The organism is Streptomyces sp. NBC_01197 (assembly GCF_036010505.1).
In the GTDB taxonomy this organism is placed as follows: domain Bacteria; phylum Actinomycetota; class Actinomycetes; order Streptomycetales; family Streptomycetaceae; genus Streptomyces.
On sequence record NZ_CP108569.1, the window covers coordinates 6,250,506 to 6,269,270 of the forward strand.

The 18,765-nt window shown below is 72.0% G+C and carries 15 protein-coding genes and 1 pseudogene; 9 read left to right on the top strand and 7 right to left on the bottom strand.

The annotated features are described in order from the left end of the window. Positions 1-54: 54 nt before the first annotated feature. The 4 genes and pseudogenes from OG452_RS28725 to OG452_RS28740 form a co-directional block, all read left to right on the top strand. Positions 55-3,510, top strand: coding sequence for a DNA polymerase III subunit alpha (locus tag OG452_RS28725; protein WP_327298462.1), 3,456 nt, complete (start codon positions 55-57; stop codon positions 3,508-3,510). After that, entirely contained in the window at positions 3,507-4,502 is a 996-nt protein-coding gene (locus OG452_RS28730) for a DNA polymerase Y family protein (RefSeq protein ID WP_327298463.1), read from the top strand. Before OG452_RS28725 ends, OG452_RS28730 begins: the two co-directional genes overlap by 4 nt. 212 nt (positions 4,503-4,714) lie before the next feature. Then, the gene (locus OG452_RS28735) at positions 4,715-5,575 is read left to right on the top strand and encodes an esterase/lipase family protein (RefSeq protein WP_327298464.1); all 861 of its coding nucleotides are present in this window, start codon (positions 4,715-4,717) and stop codon (positions 5,573-5,575) included. A 358-nt stretch (positions 5,576-5,933) separates the two neighbouring features. Then, positions 5,934-6,503, top strand: a pseudogene (locus OG452_RS28740) (class I SAM-dependent methyltransferase); the annotation flags it as partial. 103 nt (positions 6,504-6,606) lie between these two features. On the opposite strand, the gene OG452_RS28745 reads toward OG452_RS28740, so the two are convergent. Next, the gene (locus OG452_RS28745; protein WP_327298465.1) at positions 6,607-7,092 is read right to left on the bottom strand and encodes a DUF402 domain-containing protein; all 486 of its coding nucleotides are present in this window, start codon (positions 7,090-7,092) and stop codon (positions 6,607-6,609) included. Positions 7,093-7,253: 161 nt separating this feature from the next. Here OG452_RS28745 and OG452_RS28750 point away from each other — a divergent pair, with 161 nt between their 5' ends. Continuing rightward, entirely contained in the window at positions 7,254-7,628 is a 375-nt protein-coding gene (locus tag OG452_RS28750; RefSeq protein WP_327298466.1) for a GntR family transcriptional regulator, read from the top strand. Between the two features lie 24 nt (positions 7,629-7,652). Here the strand turns inward: OG452_RS28750 and OG452_RS28755 are convergent, their stop codons facing one another. Continuing rightward, a complete protein-coding gene (locus OG452_RS28755; RefSeq protein ID WP_327298467.1) occupies positions 7,653-8,747 on the bottom strand; it encodes a DUF5925 domain-containing protein in 1,095 nt (364 codons plus the stop codon). Between the two features lie 277 nt (positions 8,748-9,024). On the opposite strand from OG452_RS28755, the gene OG452_RS28760 reads away from it, so the two are divergent. After that, positions 9,025-9,834: an SGNH/GDSL hydrolase family protein gene (locus tag OG452_RS28760; protein ID WP_327298468.1), complete on the top strand. Its 810-nt coding sequence runs from the start codon at positions 9,025-9,027 to the stop codon at positions 9,832-9,834. 237 nt (positions 9,835-10,071) lie between these two features. Continuing rightward, positions 10,072-10,335, top strand: a complete 264-nt coding sequence (locus OG452_RS28765) for a hypothetical protein (RefSeq protein WP_327298469.1) — start codon at positions 10,072-10,074, stop codon at positions 10,333-10,335. Between the two features lie 201 nt (positions 10,336-10,536). Here OG452_RS28765 and OG452_RS28770 read toward each other — a convergent pair whose 3' ends face one another. The 5 genes from OG452_RS28770 to hmgA all read right to left on the bottom strand — a co-directional run bounded on the left by OG452_RS28770 (position 10,537) and on the right by hmgA (position 16,506). Beyond that, complete coding sequence (locus tag OG452_RS28770) at positions 10,537-11,805, bottom strand: type ISP restriction/modification enzyme (RefSeq protein ID WP_327298470.1); 1,269 nt, start codon at positions 11,803-11,805, stop codon at positions 10,537-10,539. A 66-nt stretch (positions 11,806-11,871) separates the two neighbouring features. Continuing rightward, positions 11,872-13,032 (bottom strand): hypothetical protein, encoded by a 1,161-nt coding sequence (locus OG452_RS28775; protein WP_327298471.1) that lies wholly within the window; start codon positions 13,030-13,032, stop codon positions 11,872-11,874. 13 nt (positions 13,033-13,045) lie between these two features. Then, positions 13,046-14,170 carry an SPFH domain-containing protein gene (locus OG452_RS28780; protein ID WP_327298472.1) on the bottom strand — a complete coding sequence of 375 codons (1,125 nt, stop codon included), beginning with the start codon at positions 14,168-14,170 and terminating at the stop codon, positions 13,046-13,048. 138 nt (positions 14,171-14,308) lie between these two features. Beyond that, positions 14,309-15,058 carry a GntR family transcriptional regulator gene (locus tag OG452_RS28785; protein ID WP_327298473.1) on the bottom strand — a complete coding sequence of 250 codons (750 nt, stop codon included), beginning with the start codon at positions 15,056-15,058 and terminating at the stop codon, positions 14,309-14,311. Between the two features lie 74 nt (positions 15,059-15,132). Next, positions 15,133-16,506, bottom strand: a complete 1,374-nt coding sequence (gene hmgA, locus OG452_RS28790; RefSeq protein WP_327298474.1) for a homogentisate 1,2-dioxygenase — start codon at positions 16,504-16,506, stop codon at positions 15,133-15,135. A gap of 102 nt (positions 16,507-16,608) precedes the next feature. Between hmgA and OG452_RS28795 the strand changes: the two genes are divergently transcribed. Then, entirely contained in the window at positions 16,609-17,214 is a 606-nt protein-coding gene (locus OG452_RS28795; protein WP_327298475.1) for a TetR family transcriptional regulator, read from the top strand. A 151-nt stretch (positions 17,215-17,365) separates the two neighbouring features. Continuing rightward, positions 17,366-18,760 carry an aldehyde dehydrogenase family protein gene (locus tag OG452_RS28800; RefSeq protein WP_327298476.1) on the top strand — a complete coding sequence of 465 codons (1,395 nt, stop codon included), beginning with the start codon at positions 17,366-17,368 and terminating at the stop codon, positions 18,758-18,760. The last annotated feature ends 5 nt before the right edge of the window (positions 18,761-18,765 follow it).

Genomic DNA, 18,765 nt, shown 5'->3' on the forward strand with positions numbered 1-18,765 from the left:
GGTGGTGAAGGGGGTCAGGAACGGACTGGATCAGCGGAGCAGGAGGTGCGGCGGATGCCCGGTTTCACGCATCTCCACACCGTCTCGGGGTTCTCCCTGCGGTACGGGGCCTCCCACCCGGAACGGCTCGCCGAGCGGGCCGCCGAGCGGGGTATGGACGCCATCGCGCTGACCGACCGGGACACCCTCTCCGGCACCGTCCGCTTCGCCAAGGCCTGTGCCGCGGCCGGGGTGCGGCCGCTGTTCGGCGCGCGGCTCGCGGTTGGCGGGCGGGCGCGGGCCGAGGGGCCCACGCACCGGATGCGCGCCCCCGTGCGCGGCGGAGTGTTCGTCGACGAGTCCGTGCCCCGCGCGACCTTCCTCGCCCGGGACGGCTCGGCGGGCTGGGCGGCCCTGTGCCGGCTGGTCACCGCGGCCCACGCGGGCGGGGAGCGGCCCCTGCTGCCCTGGGACGAGAACCACGGGGACGGTCTCGCCGTCCTGCTCGGCCCGGACTCCGACGTCGGCCGTGCGCTCGCCGCCGGCCGCCCCGACCGGGCCGCCGCCCTGCTCGGGCCCTGGCGGGAGGCGCACGGCGACGCGCTGCGCCTCGAAGCGGTCCACCACGGGCTGAGCGGCACCGGGCCCGGCTCGCTCAGACTCGCCGCCCGCACGCTCGGCTTCGCCGCCGAGCAGGGCGTACGCCCCGTACTGACCAACGCCGTCCGCTACGCCGACCAGGGGCAGGGCCCCGTAGCCGACGTCCTCGACGCCGCCCGCAGGCTGGTGCCCGTCGATCCGCGCAAGGGCCTCGACAGCGGTGAGCGCTGGCTCAAGGACGCCGGTGAGATGTTCCGCACCGCCGAGCGGATCGCCGAGGCGGCGGGCTTCCGCCGGGACACCGCACACCGGCTGATCGACGAGACCCAGGCGCTGGCCGCCTCGTGCAGCGTCGACGCCGAGGACGACCTCGGTATGGGCACCGTCCACTTCCCCGAACCGCGTCTCGTCGGCGCCGCCCATCGCACCGCACAGCGCGTGCTCGCCTCCCGGGCCGCCGCCGGCATGGTGCTGCGCGGTTACGACCGCAGGCGCGAGTACTGGGAGCGGGTGCACCACGAGCTGGACATCATCGCCTTCCACGGCCACGCCTCGTACTTCCTGACCGTCGCCCGGGTCGTGGACGATGTGAAGGAGATGGGTATCCGGGTCGCGGCCCGCGGCTCCGGTGCGGGGTCCCTCGTCAACCATCTCCTGGGCATCGCCAACGCGGACCCCGTCGAGCACGGGCTGCTGATGGAGCGCTTCCTCTCCCGGCGCAGGCTCGCGCTGCCCGACATCGACATCGACGTCGAGTCGGCCCGCAGGCTCGACGTCTACCGCGCGATCATCGGCCGCTTCGGCGCCGAGCGGGTCGCCACCGTGGCCATGCCGGAGACCTACCGGGTGCGCCACGCGATACGGGACGTGGGCGCCGCCCTGTCCATGGACCCGGCGGAGACCGACCGGCTCGCCAAGGCCTTCCCGCACATCCGTGCCCGCGATGCCCGTGCCGCGCTGGCTGAGCTGCCCGAACTGCGCGCCGTGGCCGAGGAGTCGAAGCGGGACGGCGGGAAGTACGGACGGCTGTGGGAGCTGGTCGAGGGGCTCGACGCGCTGCCGCGCGGAATCGCCATGCACCCGTGCGGGGTGCTGCTCTCCGACGCCTCCCTGCTGCGGCGCACGCCGGTGATGCCGACCAGCGGCGAGGGCTTCCCGATGTCCCAGTTCGACAAGGAGGACGTGGAGGACCTGGGGCTGCTCAAGCTCGATGTGCTGGGGGTGCGGATGCAGTCCGCGATGGCCCACGCCGTCGCCGAGATCGGCCGGGCCACCGGGGAGCGGCTCGACCTGGACGACCCCGCCCAGGTGCCGGCGGGCGACCCCGCGACGTACGCGCTCATCCGCTCCACCGAGACGCTGGGCTGCTTCCAGATCGAATCGCCGGGCCAGCGCGACCTGGTGGGGCGGCTGCAGCCCGCCACCTTCGACGATCTGGTCGTCGACATCTCGCTGTTCCGGCCGGGGCCGGTCGCGGCCGACATGGTGCGGCCCTTCATCGAAGCCCGGCACGGCCGCGCGCCGGTGCGCTTCCCGCACCCCGATCTGGCGGAGGCGCTGAGCGGCACGTACGGGGTCGTCGTCTTCCACGAGCAGATCATCGAGATCCTGCGGATCATGACGGGCTGCGGGCGGGACGAGGCGGACCAGGCGCGGCGCCGGCTGTCCGACCCCGAGTGGCAGGGGCGTATCCGCGCCTGGTTCGCCGCGGCGACGGCGGAGCGCGGCTATGCGCCCGAAGTCACCGCGCACACCTGGGAGATCGTCGAGGCGTTCGGCGCGTACGGCTTCTGCAAGGCGCACGCGGTGGCCTTCGCCGTGCCGACGTACCAGTCCGCCTGGCTCAAGGCGCACCACCCCGCCGCCTTCTACGCGGGGCTGCTCACCCACGACCCGGGGATGTATCCGAAGCGGCTGCTGCTGGCGGACGCACGGCGGCGCGGGGTTCCGGTGCTGCCGCTGGACGTGAACCGGTCGGCGGTCGCTCACCGTATCGAACTGGTGTCCGGCAAGCTCGGTGTCCGGCTCGCGCTCTCCGACGTCCACGGCATCAGCGAGGCCGAGGCCGAACGGATCGAGACCGGTCAGCCCTACTCCTCCCTGCTGGACTTCTGGCAGCGCGCCCGGCCGGGAAAGCCGGTCGCCCAGCGGCTCGCCCAGGTCGGCGCGCTGGACGCGTTCGGCGCGAACCGCCGGGATCTGCTGCTGCACATCTCCGAACTGCACGCGGGCCGCGGCGGATCCGCGCACAGCGGCCAACTCGCCCTGGGCGAAGGGCGGAAGGCCGCATCGGCCGGTCTGCCCGACCTCAGCGACACCGAGCGGCTCAGCGCCGAACTCGGCATCCTCGGCATGGACTCGTCGCGCCATCTGATGGAGGACCACTACGCCTTCCTGAAGGAACTGGGCGCGCTCTCAGCCCGGCGGCTGCGCTCCGCCGAGCACGGGCAGAGCGTCCTGGTCGCGGGCGCCAAGGCCGCCACCCAGACCCCGCCGATCCGCTCCGGGCGCCGGGTCGTCTTCACCACCCTGGACGACGGCACGGGCCTGGTCGACCTCGCCTTCTTCGACGACAGCCATGCCACGTGCGCGTACACCGTCTTCCACTCCTGGCTGCTGCTGGTGCGCGGAGTGGTGCAGCGGCGCGGGCCGCGCAGCCTCAGCGTGGTCGGCTCGGCGGCCTGGAACCTGGCCGATCTGGTCGAACTGCGGCGTACCGGCGGTCTCGAGGCCGTCGCCGCCGCCCTGGCCGCGCCCGCGCCGGACGGAAGGGGCGGGGCGGACGGAATGGAGGAACCGGCCGACAACGGCCGCCGCATCCAGCTCTCCACCGGCTACGAGATGAACCCCTGGGCGGACCTCAGGCCCGCCGGGGACCCGAACACCACCGGGCGCAAGCTCTGGCACTCCAGCCAGGGGAGCGCGGGATGATCCTCTCCGTACGGTTCACGCCCGAGGCCCTGCCGCTCGACCTGATCGAGGACCTCACCCCGGTGGTCCAGGCCTTCCCGCCCGACTCCGCGCTCATCGACGTGGGCGGTGCACAGCGGTACTTCGGGCGGAGCGCCACCGAACTCGCCGCGCTGCTGCGGGTGCGGGCGCTCGCGCACCACGGTCTCGACTGCGCGATCGGGGTGGGCGCCAATCCGCTGCTGGCCCGGATGGCCGCGCGGGAGGCCCGGCCGGGAACGACCCTGGTGGCCGGTGACGCCCGGACGTTCCTCGCGGACAAACCCGCCGCCGCGCTCCAGGGGGTCGGGCCGAAGCTGGCCCGCACCCTCTGCTCGTACGGACTCGACTCCATCGGCAGGATCGCCGCCGCGCCCCTCGCCACCCTCCAGCGGATCGCCGGAGCGCGCGCCGGGCGCGAACTCCAGGAGCGGGCGCGGGGCATCGACCGTACGCGGGTCGTGCCGAACGCCGCTGCCCGCTCGGTCTCGTCCGAACGGTCCTTCCCCCGCGACGAACTGGACCGCGACCGGCAGCGCGGGGCCCTGCTCTCGCTCACCGAGGAACTGGGCGCCCGGATGCGCCGTGAGGGGCAGGTGTGCGGCTCGCTGACGCTCACCGTGCGGTACGCCGACCGGTCCACCACCATCCGCGGCCGCACCCTGCACGAGCGGACCGCGCACTCCGCGGCGCTCACCGCCGCGGCGTACGCGATCCATGACTCGCTCGGGCTCCAGCGCGCCCGGGTGCGCGGGATCGCGCTGCGCGCCGAGGGGCTGACACCGGCCGAGCACGCCGCCCATCAGCTGATGTTCGACCCCACCGACGACAAGGCGCGCCGCATCGAGGCGGTCGCCGACCGGGCCCGGGCGCGGTTCGGACCGGGGGCGATCGTGCCGGGGACGCTCGCCGCGCAGGAACGGCGACACACGCGCCGTGCGGGCAGGTCCGTACGGCGGTCCGCTGTACCGTGAGCCGCGAAGACCAGCGACGGCGAAGGCCGGCGGATCGCGAAGGCCGGCGAACGGCGAAGATCAGTTCCTGATCCTCCATCAGTTCTTTACTGACGCGTAACTTCCCCCGCTACCTTACTCGCGCGTAATTTGGCGTGAGCAGAACACCTGGTGGTCCGGGCCGCAGGGCGAACATCCGTCGTCACTCCCTTGAGTCGCAAGGAGATCACTCGATGATGCCCTGGAAGCGTGCGTTCGGAGCCCTCCCCGCGCTGGCACTGGCGGTCACCGCCGCAGCGGTCCCCGCTGCCACGACGGCGCAGGCCGCCGCCCCCAGCAGCGGATGGAACAACTACTCCTGCAAACCGTCGGCGGCTCACCCCCGGCCGGTCGTCCTCGTCCCCGGCACCTTCGGGAACGCGGCCGACAACTGGCTGGTACTCGCCCCGTACCTGGTCAACCGCGGCTACTGCGTCTTCTCGCTCGACTACGGACAGCTCCCCGGCGAGACCCTCTTCGACGGGCTCGCCCCGATCGAGCAGTCGGCCGCCCAGCTCTCCACGTTTGTCGACAAGGTGCTCGCGGCGACCAGCACCCCGAAGGCCGACATCGTCGGCCACTCGCAGGGCGGCATGATGCCGAACTACTACATCAAGTTCCTCGGCGGAGCCGCCAAGGTGAACTCGATGACCGGCATCGCCCCCGACAACCACGGCACCACCCTGTCGGGGCTCACCAAGCTCCTGCCGTACTTCCCCGGCGCCGCCGACATCCTCAAGAAGGGCGCACCGGGCCTCACCGACCAGGTCGCCGGCTCACCCTTCGTCACCAGACTCAACTCGGTGCCCGACACGGTGCCCGGCGTGCACTACACCGTCATCGCCACCAAGTACGACGAGGTGGTCACCCCCTACAAGACACAGTTCCTCAGCGGCCCGGACGTCAACAACGTGCTGCTCCAGGACAAGTGCGCCGCCGACATCTCCGAGCACGTCACCATCGGCCTGACCGACCGGATCGCGTACCACGAGGTCGCCAACGCCCTCGACCCCGCACACGCCACCCCCACCACCTGCGTCTCCGCGGTCGGTTAGGGCCGGACGGCCCCCTGCTACGAGTCCCGTGACGGGCAGGTGGGAGGGGGTGCCGTCTCCTCCGGGTCGCGCAGCCGCGTGCATAGCGTCAGCCGTACCGGGCAGACACGTCGGCCACGGGTCGCGCCGTCGCTCCCCGCGCGGCGCCTGGCCGGCCTCCTCGCCGACCTCGACCCCATGGCCGCCGCCCTGGGCAGTTGATGGTTGCAAGCGGGTTGTATACGAACGCGCCGACGCGGGAGAACCAGGCCCCGCGTCCGCCATACGGCTGCGAACTCCCCGAGCGGGGCGGGGGATACACATGTGTTTCGCCGGGCATGTGATCAGCCGGATTGTCGGTGGGAGCTGAGAGCATCGGATCATGACGATCAACTGGGATGCCGCCGCCGACACCTTCGACGAGGAGGCCGACCACGGCCTGCGCGACACCGGGGTGCGCGACGCGTGGGCGGCGCGGCTGAAGAGATGGCTGCCGGGGGCGCCGGCGGCGGTCCTCGACGTGGGCTGCGGCACCGGCAGCCTCTCCCTGCTCGCCGCGGAGCAGGGGCACCGGGTCACCGCGGTCGACCTCTCCCCCCGGATGGCCGAGCAGGCGCGCAGCAAACTGGCCGGTGCGGACGCCGAGGTGCTGGTGGGGGACGCGGCGCTGCCACCTGTCGGCGCGCGCACCTTCGACGTGGTGCTGGCCCGTCATGTGGTGTGGCTGCTGCCCGATTTCGAGGCGGCGCTCAAGCACTGGTGCTCCCTGCTCAACCCGGGCGGCCGGCTGGTGCTGGTGGAGGGCGTCTGGGGCGGGGTCGGGCTCTCCGCAGGCCAGTTGATGGCGGCCCTCGACCCGCTCACCGCGTCCGTGCACCATGAACTGCTCTCGGCCGACCCCGCCCTCTGGGGCAAGGAGGTCGACGACGAGCGCTATGTCCTGGTGGCGCTGACCTGAGGCACGCCCAGCCCGGCACACCTGAGATATCCGGGATACCTGGGAAGTGGTGGCGGGGGCCGGGTGAACGCCGGCCCCGGCCTCGCCGTACGGGTCAGGCGTGCGGCAACTGGCCGCGGGAGGCGAGCAGTTCCAGCTCGTCCAGGGCCTGTACGGCCTGCCGTGCCGCCTCCGGGTCGCGCCCGGCCAGACCGCTCGCCTCGAACTCGTCCTCGTCCAGCCGGAGAATCTCGGCCCCGTCCAGCGACACCCACAGGTCGAGATCCAGATCCTCCACCACCAGTTCGCCTTCGCGCAGCTCGGCCGGCCGGGTCACATCGCAGTACCAGCCCTTGAGTTCCCCGGCTCCGGTGCGGACCTCCTTGACCGCGTACCACCGGTCGCGCCAGTAGTGCTCGGTGAACACGTCACCGGGCTCGAACCGTACGAAGCCGAAGTCCCGTACGCCCGACCCTGCCCACTCCGCCCGGACGGTCACCCGGGTGCCGTCGTCGGAGAGCACCGTCGCCGGATAGCTGATCTTTGTGCTGCCGGCCTTCCGCAGGACGACCGTCACCTCGGCCGGACCCTCTGACGACATGCCGTACCTCCGTCGAGCGCTCTCGTAGCCGGACTGTGCGGCGGCGGCCGGCGCTCGGCCCGGCCGCCGCCGCAGATTACGTGGGGACCCCGGCGGGCCGCCTCCCCTTTTCCGGCCGGGTGCCGCCGGAGCGGTAGCCCTCCGTGGGGGAGAATCGCGGGGTGACTCTGAAGATCGCCATTGACACGGATGCCGCCACCGCCCCGTACGAGCAGCTGAGGGCCCAGATCGCCGGGCAGGCGCGCTCGGGGAAGCTTCCCGCCGGGTACCGGCTGCCGACGGTGCGGGGCCTGGCCGAGGAGCTCGGCCTCGCCGCGAACACGGTCGCCAAGTCGTACCGGGCGCTGGAGGCGGACGGTGTGATCGAGACGCGCGGACGCAACGGCACCTTCGTGGCGGCCGCCGGTGACGCGGCGGACCGCGAGGCGGCGGAGGCGGCGCGGGACTTCGCCGAGCGCGCCCAGCGGCTGGGCCTCGCTCCGGACGCGGCCCGCACCGCGGTCGACGACGCGCTGCGGGCGGTCTACGGGAAGTAGCTCCGGCAGGGGGCCGCGAACCTCCTACAGGTACAGCCCCGCGTCCGCGCCCCGTTCCTGTGCGGGGACGGACGCCGGCCCCGCACCCCGCCGCAGCGCGTACAGCTCCGCGAGCGTCGTGCCCTCCCGGCCGACGCCCTCGTCCGTGCCCAGCCACGCCGTCGACTCCTTGCGGGTCAGCGGGCCGACCTCGATCCGGGCCAGGCAGCGGCCCGGACGCACCACGGCGGGGTGCAGACGCTCCAGGTCCTCATTGGTGGTGACGCCCACCAGGACATTGCGGCCCTGGCCCAGCAGCCCGTCCGTGAGGTTCAGCAGCCGTGACAGCGCCTGCCCCGCGGTGTGCTTGGCCTCGCCGCGGATCAGCTCGTCGCAGTCCTCGAGGAGCAGCAGCCGCCAGCGGCCCTTCGCCGAACCGTCGTCCTCGCCGATGGCGATGTCCATCAGATAGCCGACGTCGTTGAACAGCCGCTCCGGGTCGAGCACGCAGTCCACCTGGCACCAGTCCCGCCAGGACCGGGCCAGGGTGCGCAGCGCCGACGTCTTCCCGGTGCCGGGCGGACCGTGCAGCAGGAGCAGCCGGCCCGAGATGTCGTCCGGAGTGACCTTCATCAGTCCGTCCAGCGCATCGGCCACCGGCGCCGTGTAGTTGGGCCGCACCTCGTCCCAGGTACCGGCCGCGATCTGCCGGGTGGTGCGGTGCGGACCGCGGCGCGGGGAGACGTACCAGAACCCCATGGCGACGTTCTCGGGCTGCGGTTCGGGCTCGTCCTGCGCGTCATCCGTCGACTGCTTCAGTACCTTCGTCGCCAGCTCCTCGCTGACCGCGGTGACGGTGACGTCGGCGCCGCGGCTCCAGCGCGAGACGAGCAGCGTCCACCCCTCGCCCTCGGCAAGCGTCGCGCTGCGGTCGTCGTCCCGGGCCGCCCGCAGCACGGTCGCGCCGGGCGGCAGCAGGGTGAGCCCCTTCTTGACGCGGTCGATCGAGGAACTGTGCGAGTACGGCTGCTCTCCCGTGGCGAAGCGGCCGAGGAACAGCGCGTCCACGACATCGGACGGCGAATCGCTGTCGTCGACGTTGAGCCGGATCGGCAGGGATGCCTCAGGGTTTGCGGACATGCGCCCATGATCCGGCACGGGGGCGGCCGGTGCACGCCCTTTGTGTCACGCGTTCTCCCCGGGCGGGGCCGACATACGGCTGTACGGCCCACTGACGCCGTGTCACCGAAGGTGTGAATCCAGGCGGTTCAGGCCCGGAGCGACCGACGCCCCGGCTTCACTGACGGGCAGGCGGCCGTAAGCCGTCGATGCGTCGAATACTTGGCATGAACACTTCCAGAATGTGGACATGAGCTGGTACGACAGACGTGGCGGAAATCCCGCTCAAGGAGGTTCCATGAAATTGTCCAGATTTGTGACTTTCTCATCCTCTGTTCTGCTCGCCGTCGGACTCGCCCTCACCGGGGCGGGCGCGGCGCAGGCTGCCCAACCGGCCGCATCCACCAGCTATGTGGCCCTCGGCGACTCGTACTCGTCCGGTGTCGGATCCGGCAGCTACGACAGCTCGAGCGGGAACTGCAAGCGCAGCAGCCTCGCGTACCCGAAACTGTGGGCGGCGGCCCACTCACCCTCGTCGTTCGCCTTCGTCGCCTGCTCGGGCGCCCGTACGAGTGACGTCCTCTCCAGCCAGCTCTCCGCGCTGAATTCCTCGACCGGTCTGGTCTCCCTCACCATCGGCGGCAACGACGCGGGCTTCGCCGACACCATGACCACCTGCGTCCTGAAGTCCCAGGCGGCCTGTCTCGCCGCCCTCGCGACAGCCAACACGTACATCGACTCGACGCTGCCCGGCCTGCTGGACAAGGTCTACGCGGCGATCACCGCCAAGTCCCCCTCCGCGCATGTGGTCGTGCTCGGCTATCCGCGCTTCTACCAGCTGAACGGCACGTGTATCGCCGGGCTGAGCGAGACGGAGCGCAGCGCCATCAATTCGGCGTCCGACCACCTCAACGCGGTGACCGCCAAACGCGCCGCCGACCACGGCTTCGCGTTCGGCGACGTCACCTCCGCCTTCTCCGGACATGAGATCTGCTCGTCCGACAGCTGGCTGCACAGCGTGAACTTCCTCAATCCGACCGAGTCCTACCACCCCACGGCAGCCGGCCAGTCCGGCGGCTATCTGCCCGTGCTCACCGCACAGGACTGACGCTCGCCGGGGGAGGAGGCCCCGTGTACCAGCGGGGCCTCCGTCCGGTTCGGCTCCCGTGTCCGGCAGGGCGGAACGGAACCGGCCAACTCTCCCTGGAACCAGATATATTCGGAGAGTTACGTCAACCTCCGTATGGCAGAGGTGAATCCGGCGCCCGGGATACACGGGTGCCTCCGAGGGGCGATAGGGTTACTGTGCCCCGGGCCGGGTGCCCTCGTACGGGTGGGGAGTGACATGGAACAGATAACAGTGCGCAGCAGGCCACGAGTGCCTGCGATCACGTGCGGAAGCGGCGCGACCAGTTCGCGCCTCGACCGCCATCTCTCGGTGCTCGGCGGCCCTGTGGTCCCGCAGCGCGAGTCGGCAGAAGCGACGACCCTGATGCGTGAGCTCACCTCACGTGACGTCGCACACTCCAGGACAGGCAGGGGCGCGCGGGTGAAGCTCTTCGCCCCGCTGCGACGGCTGCGCCGCTCGCTGTTCGGCAGCCGCGGCTGAAACCTCCGAACCGGCACGACCGGTCCACGGCCGGGCGACCACACCGTCCCGGTGCGGCGCTGCTCACGTCCCGCCCGTCATTCCCGGGGCGCACAGTGGCGCGCCGGTGTGTTCGCCGGACCTGACTCCCCGTAACCCTGCCCAGGCCCTCTTCGTCAGTAACCGGCCCGTCAGCAAGCCACCCAGCTCCCGTCAGCGGCGTCACAGCAGAGCGAACTGGCCTTCCGGGCCCTCCTCGTGGTGGTCGAGCACCGACGCGGGGCGACGGGCCGCCGCGGGTACCGGAAGGACGCCTGCCGCTTCCAGGTCGGCCCGCCCGATGCGCGGGCCCGACTCCAGCTTCCGCCGCAACTCGCCCTGCCTGGAGCGGAGTCCGGCCAGCAGGGCCAGCACGGTGATCAGCTCCAGCAGTTCGGAGCTCCACTCCGGGGGCCAGCCGGCCGGCCGCAGCGCCTCCAGCGTGCCGGGCTGCGCCGGAGCGGTCCTGCGCCCGAACCAGAGGTCGAGCACCCGGGCACCGCCCACCGTGAAGTCCCAGGCCTCGGCGGGTACCGGCGAGATACGCCCGGTGCCGAGCAGCAGGGCCTCCTCGCCGGGGTCGTACGTGAGCGTGCCGGGCCGGGGCGGGACGGCGGCCCGCACATAGGGGCGGCGGCCGCCGGGCAGCCGGGGCCGTTCGCCGCCGCGTGCCCCGCGCAGCTGGATGCGGAGCAAGCGCCGCCCCAGTTCGGTCCCGGACGACCAGAGCTCCGGGTCGGCGGTCAGCGGTACGGCGCACCCGCCGGGCACCGGTCCGGCCGCGGCCACCGCCCAGGCGAGTATCTGCTCGGCGGTGACCTCCTGCCCGTACCGCGCGGTGAGCAGATCCGCCAGCCCCGGCGCGATGTTGGGCTCGGCCCCGCCGGGCCTGCGGTGCAGCGGCCTGATCCGGCCGGGGCGGCCCGCCGGGGAACGGCCGTCCGGGAGCACGGCCGAGACCAGCAGTGCCGGGCTTGAGTCCTGTGCGGCACTGTCTCCCGCCGCACTGTTCCGCCCCGCGCTGTTCCGCGTGGCGCTGTCTCCTGTGGCGCCGGCCTGCTCGACGGCGAAGAGCTGGTGCTCGTCGGCGACCCGCCACAGCTCCGGGCGGGCGGCGTCCAGCAGCCGGTGGTCCGGGATCAGCCACTGTTCGTCGAAGGGGCCGCATCCGAGCCGTACCGGTTCGGGACACGGGCCCGACTCACGGCTGAAGCGGACCGTCCCGGTGGGCTGGCCCGGCAGCGCGGGTACGGAACTCTCCGGCGTCCTGGACCTGGTGGGGCGGAACAGCCGCTCGCGTTCCGGCCCGTCGGCCCGTACCAGGGTGTCCCAGCGCGCCTTCAGCGAACGGGCGTCGGGCGCCACCACCCAGTCGCGCCCCAGCCGCGGGGACCCTACCGACCAGGGCATCAGATCGTCGAGCAGGGGAGCGTCATCCGTCACGGTCCGCATGCTAGTGCCGTCGCGGCGGGCAGGGCTTGCCCCATCGCGACGGGGCAAGGCTCGCCGGCAGGACGATCACCGCCGTCTGACCACCACCAGGGCGATCGCCGCGACAACGACCAGGGCGGCCACCACCGCGGCGGCGATCTTGCCCTTGCTGTACGGGCGTTCGCCGATGACCTCGGCGGTCCGTGCGTTGACCATGACCTGCCAGCTCTTGCCCGCGTAGAGATAGGTCAGGAACCATACGGGCAGCAGCATCAGCTTGAAGGTGAGCCCCGAGTACCGGGTGTCCACCGAGTGCACCCGCTGCTCGTCCCCGCCGATGTCGGACTTGCAGTCGCGCGTGATGACATCGGCCATCCGCTGCTTGGCCGTCACCAGCCCGTCCTCGGGCTCCACGTCGTACCGCACGGTCTGGAAACCGGCCAGGTACTCCGGCTGGAAGGGCTTGGCTTCCTCCAGCGGCCAGGGCGTCAGCTTGTCCAGCTGCTTGGTGGCCACGTGGTTGGTCCCCGCGACCAGCACATCGTCGAAGGCGCGGCTGACCGTTCCGGAGGTGGCGAACCAGCGCGTGTGCCGCACCTGACGGGTCTTGGTGACGGTCTGGCCGTTCTCCTCCGTGGTGTACGTCTCGGTCACGTAGTAGTACTCACCACGCTGGCCCCAGTAGTCGGAGACCGTCTCGGCGTCATACGTCCAGTGCGGCAGATAGCTGCCCTTGAAGGTCTCCGCCTCGCTGACCTTCTTCAGGCTTGAGGGGGCGAACCAGCGGGAGGACGTCCACTTGCGCAGTGCCTCGCGGGCGTCGTTGCGGTCCAGACCGAAGGGGACCACGGCCTCCGGTGTCACACGCTCGGTGGCGTCCGGCTCCGCGACCAGTGCGGTCGCGCAGAACTGGCAGCGGGCGGAGAGGTCGTCGGTCTCGGTGTGGGCGCCGCAGCCGGGGCAGACATAGGCCCGCACGCCCGCGGGCACGGAGCCCCTCGGCTTGGCGGGCAGCGCGGCCAGCTCGTCCCAGCTGTGCTCGCGCACCTGGCGGGGCACCGAGGTGACCGCCTGCTCCTGACCGCAGTACGGGCAGCGCATCGCGCCGGAGCCGGGAGCGAATTCCACGGTGGCGCCGCAGGCCTGGCACGGGTAGGAGCGGGAAGCGGTACCGGATGAGGCGGGCCCGGCGCCCGGGTCCGCGGCCGGTCCGGTGGCTGCTCCGGTGTACTGATCGTCGTTGGTCATCGTCGTCCCGGCCTCAGCCCTGCTGGGGGAACGGCGGTGGAACGGACCCGAAGAGCCCGCTGACCCCGGGCACCTGGTCGGCGGGGAGCCAGCCCGGCATCCCGTCCTTCCAGACGAGCGTCTCGCGCGTCAGGGTGCCCGCGCCCACCAGGCCGCTCAGCGCGGTGCTGTCGTACGGTCCCTGCTGGGCGCCGTTGACGCCGACGAACCACTGCTCCCGCGCGGGCAGCGGCGGCGGACCTGCCGCCGGTGCGGGCGCTGCGGGAGCCGCCGCGGACTGCTGCGGGGCGAGCCCGGCGGCCATCCGCTGACCGGCGGCCATCCCGAGGCCGAGCCCCATGCCCTCGCCGACACCGCTGCCGGGGGTCCGAGCGCCTGCGCCGAGCGCGTCGGCCGCCTGGAACTGGGTGTACTGGTCGAGATTGCCCGCGATGCCCATCCGGGAGCGGGTGTCGATCGCCTGCTCCACCTCCGGCGGCAGCGAGATGTTCTCGATGATGAACTTGGGGACCGCGATACCGACCGGCGCCAGTTCCTGGGTGAGCACACCCGCCAGCTTGACGCCGATGGCCTCCTGCTGGGTCGCCAGATCCAGCATCGGCACGCCCGAGTTGGCCAGCGCGCTGCCCAGCTTGCCGACGATCAGCTGGCGCAGGTACTCCTGCACCTCCTCGGTGCGGAACTGCGGGTCGGTGCCCGCCAGCTCGCGCAGCAGCGCGGCCGGATCCACCACCCGGGCGGCGAAGGCGCCGAAGGCCCGGAGCCGCACCATGCCGAACTCGGCGTCGCGGACGATGACGGGGTTCTGCGTGCCCCACTTCATGTCGGTGAACTGGCGGGTGGTGACGAAGTACACCTCGGCCTTGAACGGCGAGTCGAACCCGTACTTCCAGCCCTTCAGCGTGGAGAGCAGCGGCAGGTTCTGCGTCTCCAGTGTGTAGGTGCCGGGCTGGAAGACATCAGCTATCCGGCCCTCGTTGACGAAGACCGCCGTCTGCGACTCGCGCACGACGAGCCTGGCACCCATCTTGATCTCGTTGTCATGACGCGGGAATCGCCACACGATGGTGTCCCGGCTGTCGTCGGTCCACTCGACGATGTCAATGAATTCTCCGCGGATGCTGTCGAACAGCCCCATGGAACCTCCCCCGCTCTTGGTCGCACGCCTTTCCTGACATGCCTGGGAACGATAGCAACCGGTTCGGACACCCGGTCGGGGCCGTCCACAGGCACTGGCGCCCGCCGGCCGAGGTCCGGCGCTCCCGCCTTCGACAGGTCAGGGCGCTTCCACCGTCACGGAGAACGAGAACCTGTCGCCCCGGTACCGGATCCGGGCCACATCCACGACCTGGCCCGCCTCGTCGTAGGTCACGCCCGTGTAGTGCAGGATCGGCGAGAGCAGCGGAACCTGGAGGAGCTCGGCCGTCACCGGGTCCGCGAGCCGGGCCTCGACCGTGTCGGTGATCCGGCTGATCCGCACCCCGACCCCGTCGCGCAGGACCTTGGTCATCGGCCAGCGCTCCAGGTCGCTGATCCGGACGGCGGCGGCGATCTCCGGACGGAGCGCGTTCTCCGCCCAGTTGGTCGGCTCGCCGCTCTCGCCGTCACAGCGCAGCCGGGTGTAGCCGACTATCTCGTCCAGCCCTGGGAAGTGCTCGGCGAGCTCGCCCGGTACCGGGGCCGGTCCGTGGCTGAGTACGGTCGTCCGCTCGCCCGACTGCTGGGCGACGATCGCGTCGATCGACCCCAGCAGGCGGCGCGGGGCGCTCGGCCGTGCGCCGGGGTCGATGAAGGTGCCGCGCCGCCGGTGCCGGGTGATCAGGCCCTCCGTCTCCAGTTCCTTGAGGGCCTGGCGCATGGTGAGCACGCTGACGCCGTAGTGCCCGGCCAGTTGTTCCTCGGTCGGCAGCCGCAGCGGATCCTGCGGACGGCGGCCAAGTATCGAGGCCCGCAGCGACTGCGAGACCTGGTACCAGAGGGGCAGCCTGCGGTTCAGGACCAGCGAGTCGGGCGCGAAGGCGGTCACGTGGATCTCCGTACGTACGGACGGTCGGCCGTACTGGCACCGGACGGCGGCCGACCGTGGTGTCCGAGTATCCCTCAGCCCTCCCAGTGCCTGGCCAGCCCCTGCCACACGTCGTCGTAACCGGTCTGCAGATGACCGGCCTCCGCCGCCTGCGCGGTCGCCGTCACCGGCCAGCGCGTCTCGAACATGAAGGCGAGCCCGTCGTCGATCTTCTGCGGTTTGAGCTCGGCGGCGCCGGCCCGCTCGAAGGTCTCCCGGTCAGGGCCGTGCGCGGACATCATGTTGTGCAGGGAGCCGCCACCCGGTACGAATCCGCCCTTGCCCGCCGTCTTCGCGTCGTACGCGCCCTCGATCAGCCCCATGTACTCGCTCATCACGTTGCGGTGGAAGTACGGCGGCCGGAACGTGTCCTCGCCGACCAGCCAGCGCGGCGCGAAGACCACGAAATCGACACCGGCGAGCCCCTCGGTGTCGGACGGGGACGTCAGCACCGTGAAGATCGACGGGTCCGGGTGGTCGTAGCTGATGGACCCCATCACATTGAACCGGTGCAGGTCGTAGACGTACGGCGCGTGGTTGCCGTGCCAGGCCACGACGTCCAGCGGCGAGTGGTCGTACTCCGCGGCCCAGAGGTTGCCGCAGTACTTGTTGACCACCTGGACCGGGCGCCCGTCGCCCCCGTCGTCCTCGTAGGCGGCCACCGGGGCCAGGAAGTCCCGTGCGTTGGCCAGGCCGTTGGCGCCGATCGGGCCGAGGTTGGGGAGCTGGAAGGGGCGGCCGTAGTTCTCGCACACATAGCCGCGGACCACCTCGTCCAGCAGCTCGACGCGGAACCGGACCCCGCGCGGGATCAGCGCGACCTCACCGGGCCGCGCGCTCAGCAGCCCCAGCTCGGTACGGATGAGGAGCCCGCCGCTCTCCGGGACGATCAGCAGCTCGCCGTCGGCGTCGCTGAACACCCGGTCGGTCATGGGCGAGTTGGCGTGGTAGAGGTGCACCGCCATCCCGGAGCGCATGGTCGCGTCGCCGTTGCCGCCCAGGGTCCACAGGCCGGCCAGGAAGTCCGTGCCAGGGGCGGGCTCGGGCATCGGGTCCCAGCGCAGCCGGTTGGGGTCGGGAACTTTCTCGGTGAACGGCGCGCCGCGCACCGTGCCGTTCTCGATCCGCACGAAGGGAGGATGCGCGGCGGACGGCCTGATCCGGTACAGCCAGGAGCGGCGGTTGTGCGCGCGGGGCTCGGTGAACGCGGAGCCGCTGAGCTGTTCCGCGTAGAGCCCGAGCGGGGCGCGCTGCGGCGAGTTCCGGCCGTGCGGCAGGGCGCCGGGCACCGCCTCCGTGCTGTGCTCATTGCCGAAGCCCGACGAGTACACGAGCGCCCCGGCCGTCTCCCTGGCCCGCTCGATCTCTCCGGCCCGCTCAAGCTCTCTGGCCTGCTCGGTAGTCGTCATCGCTCGCTCCCCGGTGCCGAAAGAATCCTATGCTCAACAGTAGGATTGCGCTTACCGCGCGTCAACGGGGGGAAACCGGGGGCGACACCGCGTCGGGGCATCATGGAGCGCATGGCCGATCCGAACGCGCTCCGGCGCGTCCCCGTACAGCAGCGCAGTGCCGAGCGGCTGACCCGGATACTCGACGCCTGCGCGGAAATCCTCGACGAGGGCGGGTACGAGCGGCTGACCACCCGCGCCGTCGCCGCGCGGGCGGCCGTCCCCATCGGCTCCGTCTACCGCTTCTTCGGAAACAAGCGCGCGATGGCGGACGCCCTGGCGCAGCGCAATCTGGACGGCTACGCGGCCCGGATCACCGACCGGCTCACCGCGCTCCCCGCAGCCGACTGGCGCGGGGTGATCGACGCCGTACTCGACGAGTACCTCGCCATGCGGCGGACCGTCCCCGGATTCGCCTTCGTCGACTTCGGCGGCCCGGCGGCACTGGACGAACCCAACCCGAAGGTCGCCGACCGCCTCACCGGACTGCTCGCGTCCCACCTCGGCAGGGCCGCCGACGACAGGCTGCGCCGCAAGGTACTCGTCGGTGTCGAGGCGACCGACGCGCTGCTCCAACTCGCCTTCCGCGCCGAGCCGTCGGGGGACGCGGGGCTGATAGCGGAGGTCCGGGAGCTGCTGCACGCGTATCTCGGACCCGTACTGGACTGAGCGCGGGGCGCGCACCCCTTCCCGGCACGTCTGTGCCGGGGGCCCTGGCGCTGGAAAACTAACGCCGCTAGTTTGGGCGGTGACGGTCACCGCCCGGCCCCGCACGGGGCCGTGCCGGTGCGGCGACACCGGCAGGCTCTGGAGGAGTGCGATGAAGGCCCACGACGGCATGTACATCGGCGGCGAGTGGCGGCCCGCGGCCGGCCCGGACACCATCGCGGTGGTGAATCCGGCCGACGAGCAGGTCATCGGCCATGTCCCGGCCGGTACGCCGGAGGACGTCGACGCGGCGGTACGGGCGGCCCGTGCGGCCTTCCCGGCCTGGGCAGCGACGGCGCCCGCCGAGCGCGCCGCCAGGATCGGGGCCCTGCGCGATGTACTGGTCGCGCGCCGGGACGAGATCGCGGAGACCGTCACCGCCGAGCTGGGCGCGCCCCCGCAGTTCTCCCGGGCCGTGCACGCGGGCGTACCCGCGCTGGTCGCGGCTTCGTACGCGGAACTGGCCGCCACCTACCCCTTCAAGGAGACGGTCGGCAACTCCACCGTCCTCTCCGAACCGATCGGCGTGGTCGGCGCGATCACCCCCTGGAACTACCCGCTGCACCAGATCGTCGCCAAGGTGGCCCCGGCGCTCGCCGCGGGGTGCACGGTCGTCCTGAAGCCGGCCGAGGACACCCCGCTGACGGCGCAGCTGTTCGCCGAGGCGACCGCGGAAGCGGGGCTGCCCGCCGGGGTCTTCAACCTGGTCACCGGAGTCGGTTCGGTCGCCGGCCAGGCGCTGGCCGGGCACGAAGGCGTGGACCTGGTCTCCTTCACCGGCTCCACCGCCGTCGGCCGCCAGATCGGCGCGGTCGCCGGCGCGGCGGTCAAGCGCGTCGCCCTGGAGCTCGGCGGGAAGTCCGCCAACGTGATCCTGCCGAGCGCCGACCTGGCCAAGGCGGTGGGTGTCGGCGTCGCCAACGTCATGGGCAACTCCGGCCAGACGTGCAGCGCCTGGACCAGGATGCTGGTCCACCGCGACCAGTATGACGAGGCGGTCACCCTCGCGGCGGCCGCCGCCGCCAAGTACGCCCCGGGCGAGCGGATGGGGCCGCTGGTCAACGCCAAGCAGCTGGACCGGGTCCGCGGATACATCGAGAAGGGCGTCGAGGAGGGGGCCAGGCTCGTCGCGGGCGGCCCCGAGGCACCGCTGGAGCGGGGGTACTACGTCAGCCCGACCGTCTTCGCCGATGTCACCCCCGGCATGACCATCGCACAGGAGGAGATCTTCGGTCCGGTCGTCTCGGTCATCGCCTACGAGGACGAGGAGGACGCCCTGCGGATCGCCAACGGCACCGTCTACGGCCTCGCGGGTGCGGTCTGGGCCGGTGAGGAGAGCGAGGCGGTGGCTTTCGCGCGGCGGATGGACACCGGCCAGGTCGACATCAACGGCGGCCGCTTCAACCCGCTCGCGCCCTTCGGCGGTTACAAGCAGTCCGGCGTCGGCCGCGAGCTCGGCTCGCACGGTCTCGCCGAGTACCTCCAGACCAAGTCCCTGCAGTTCTGAGCCCG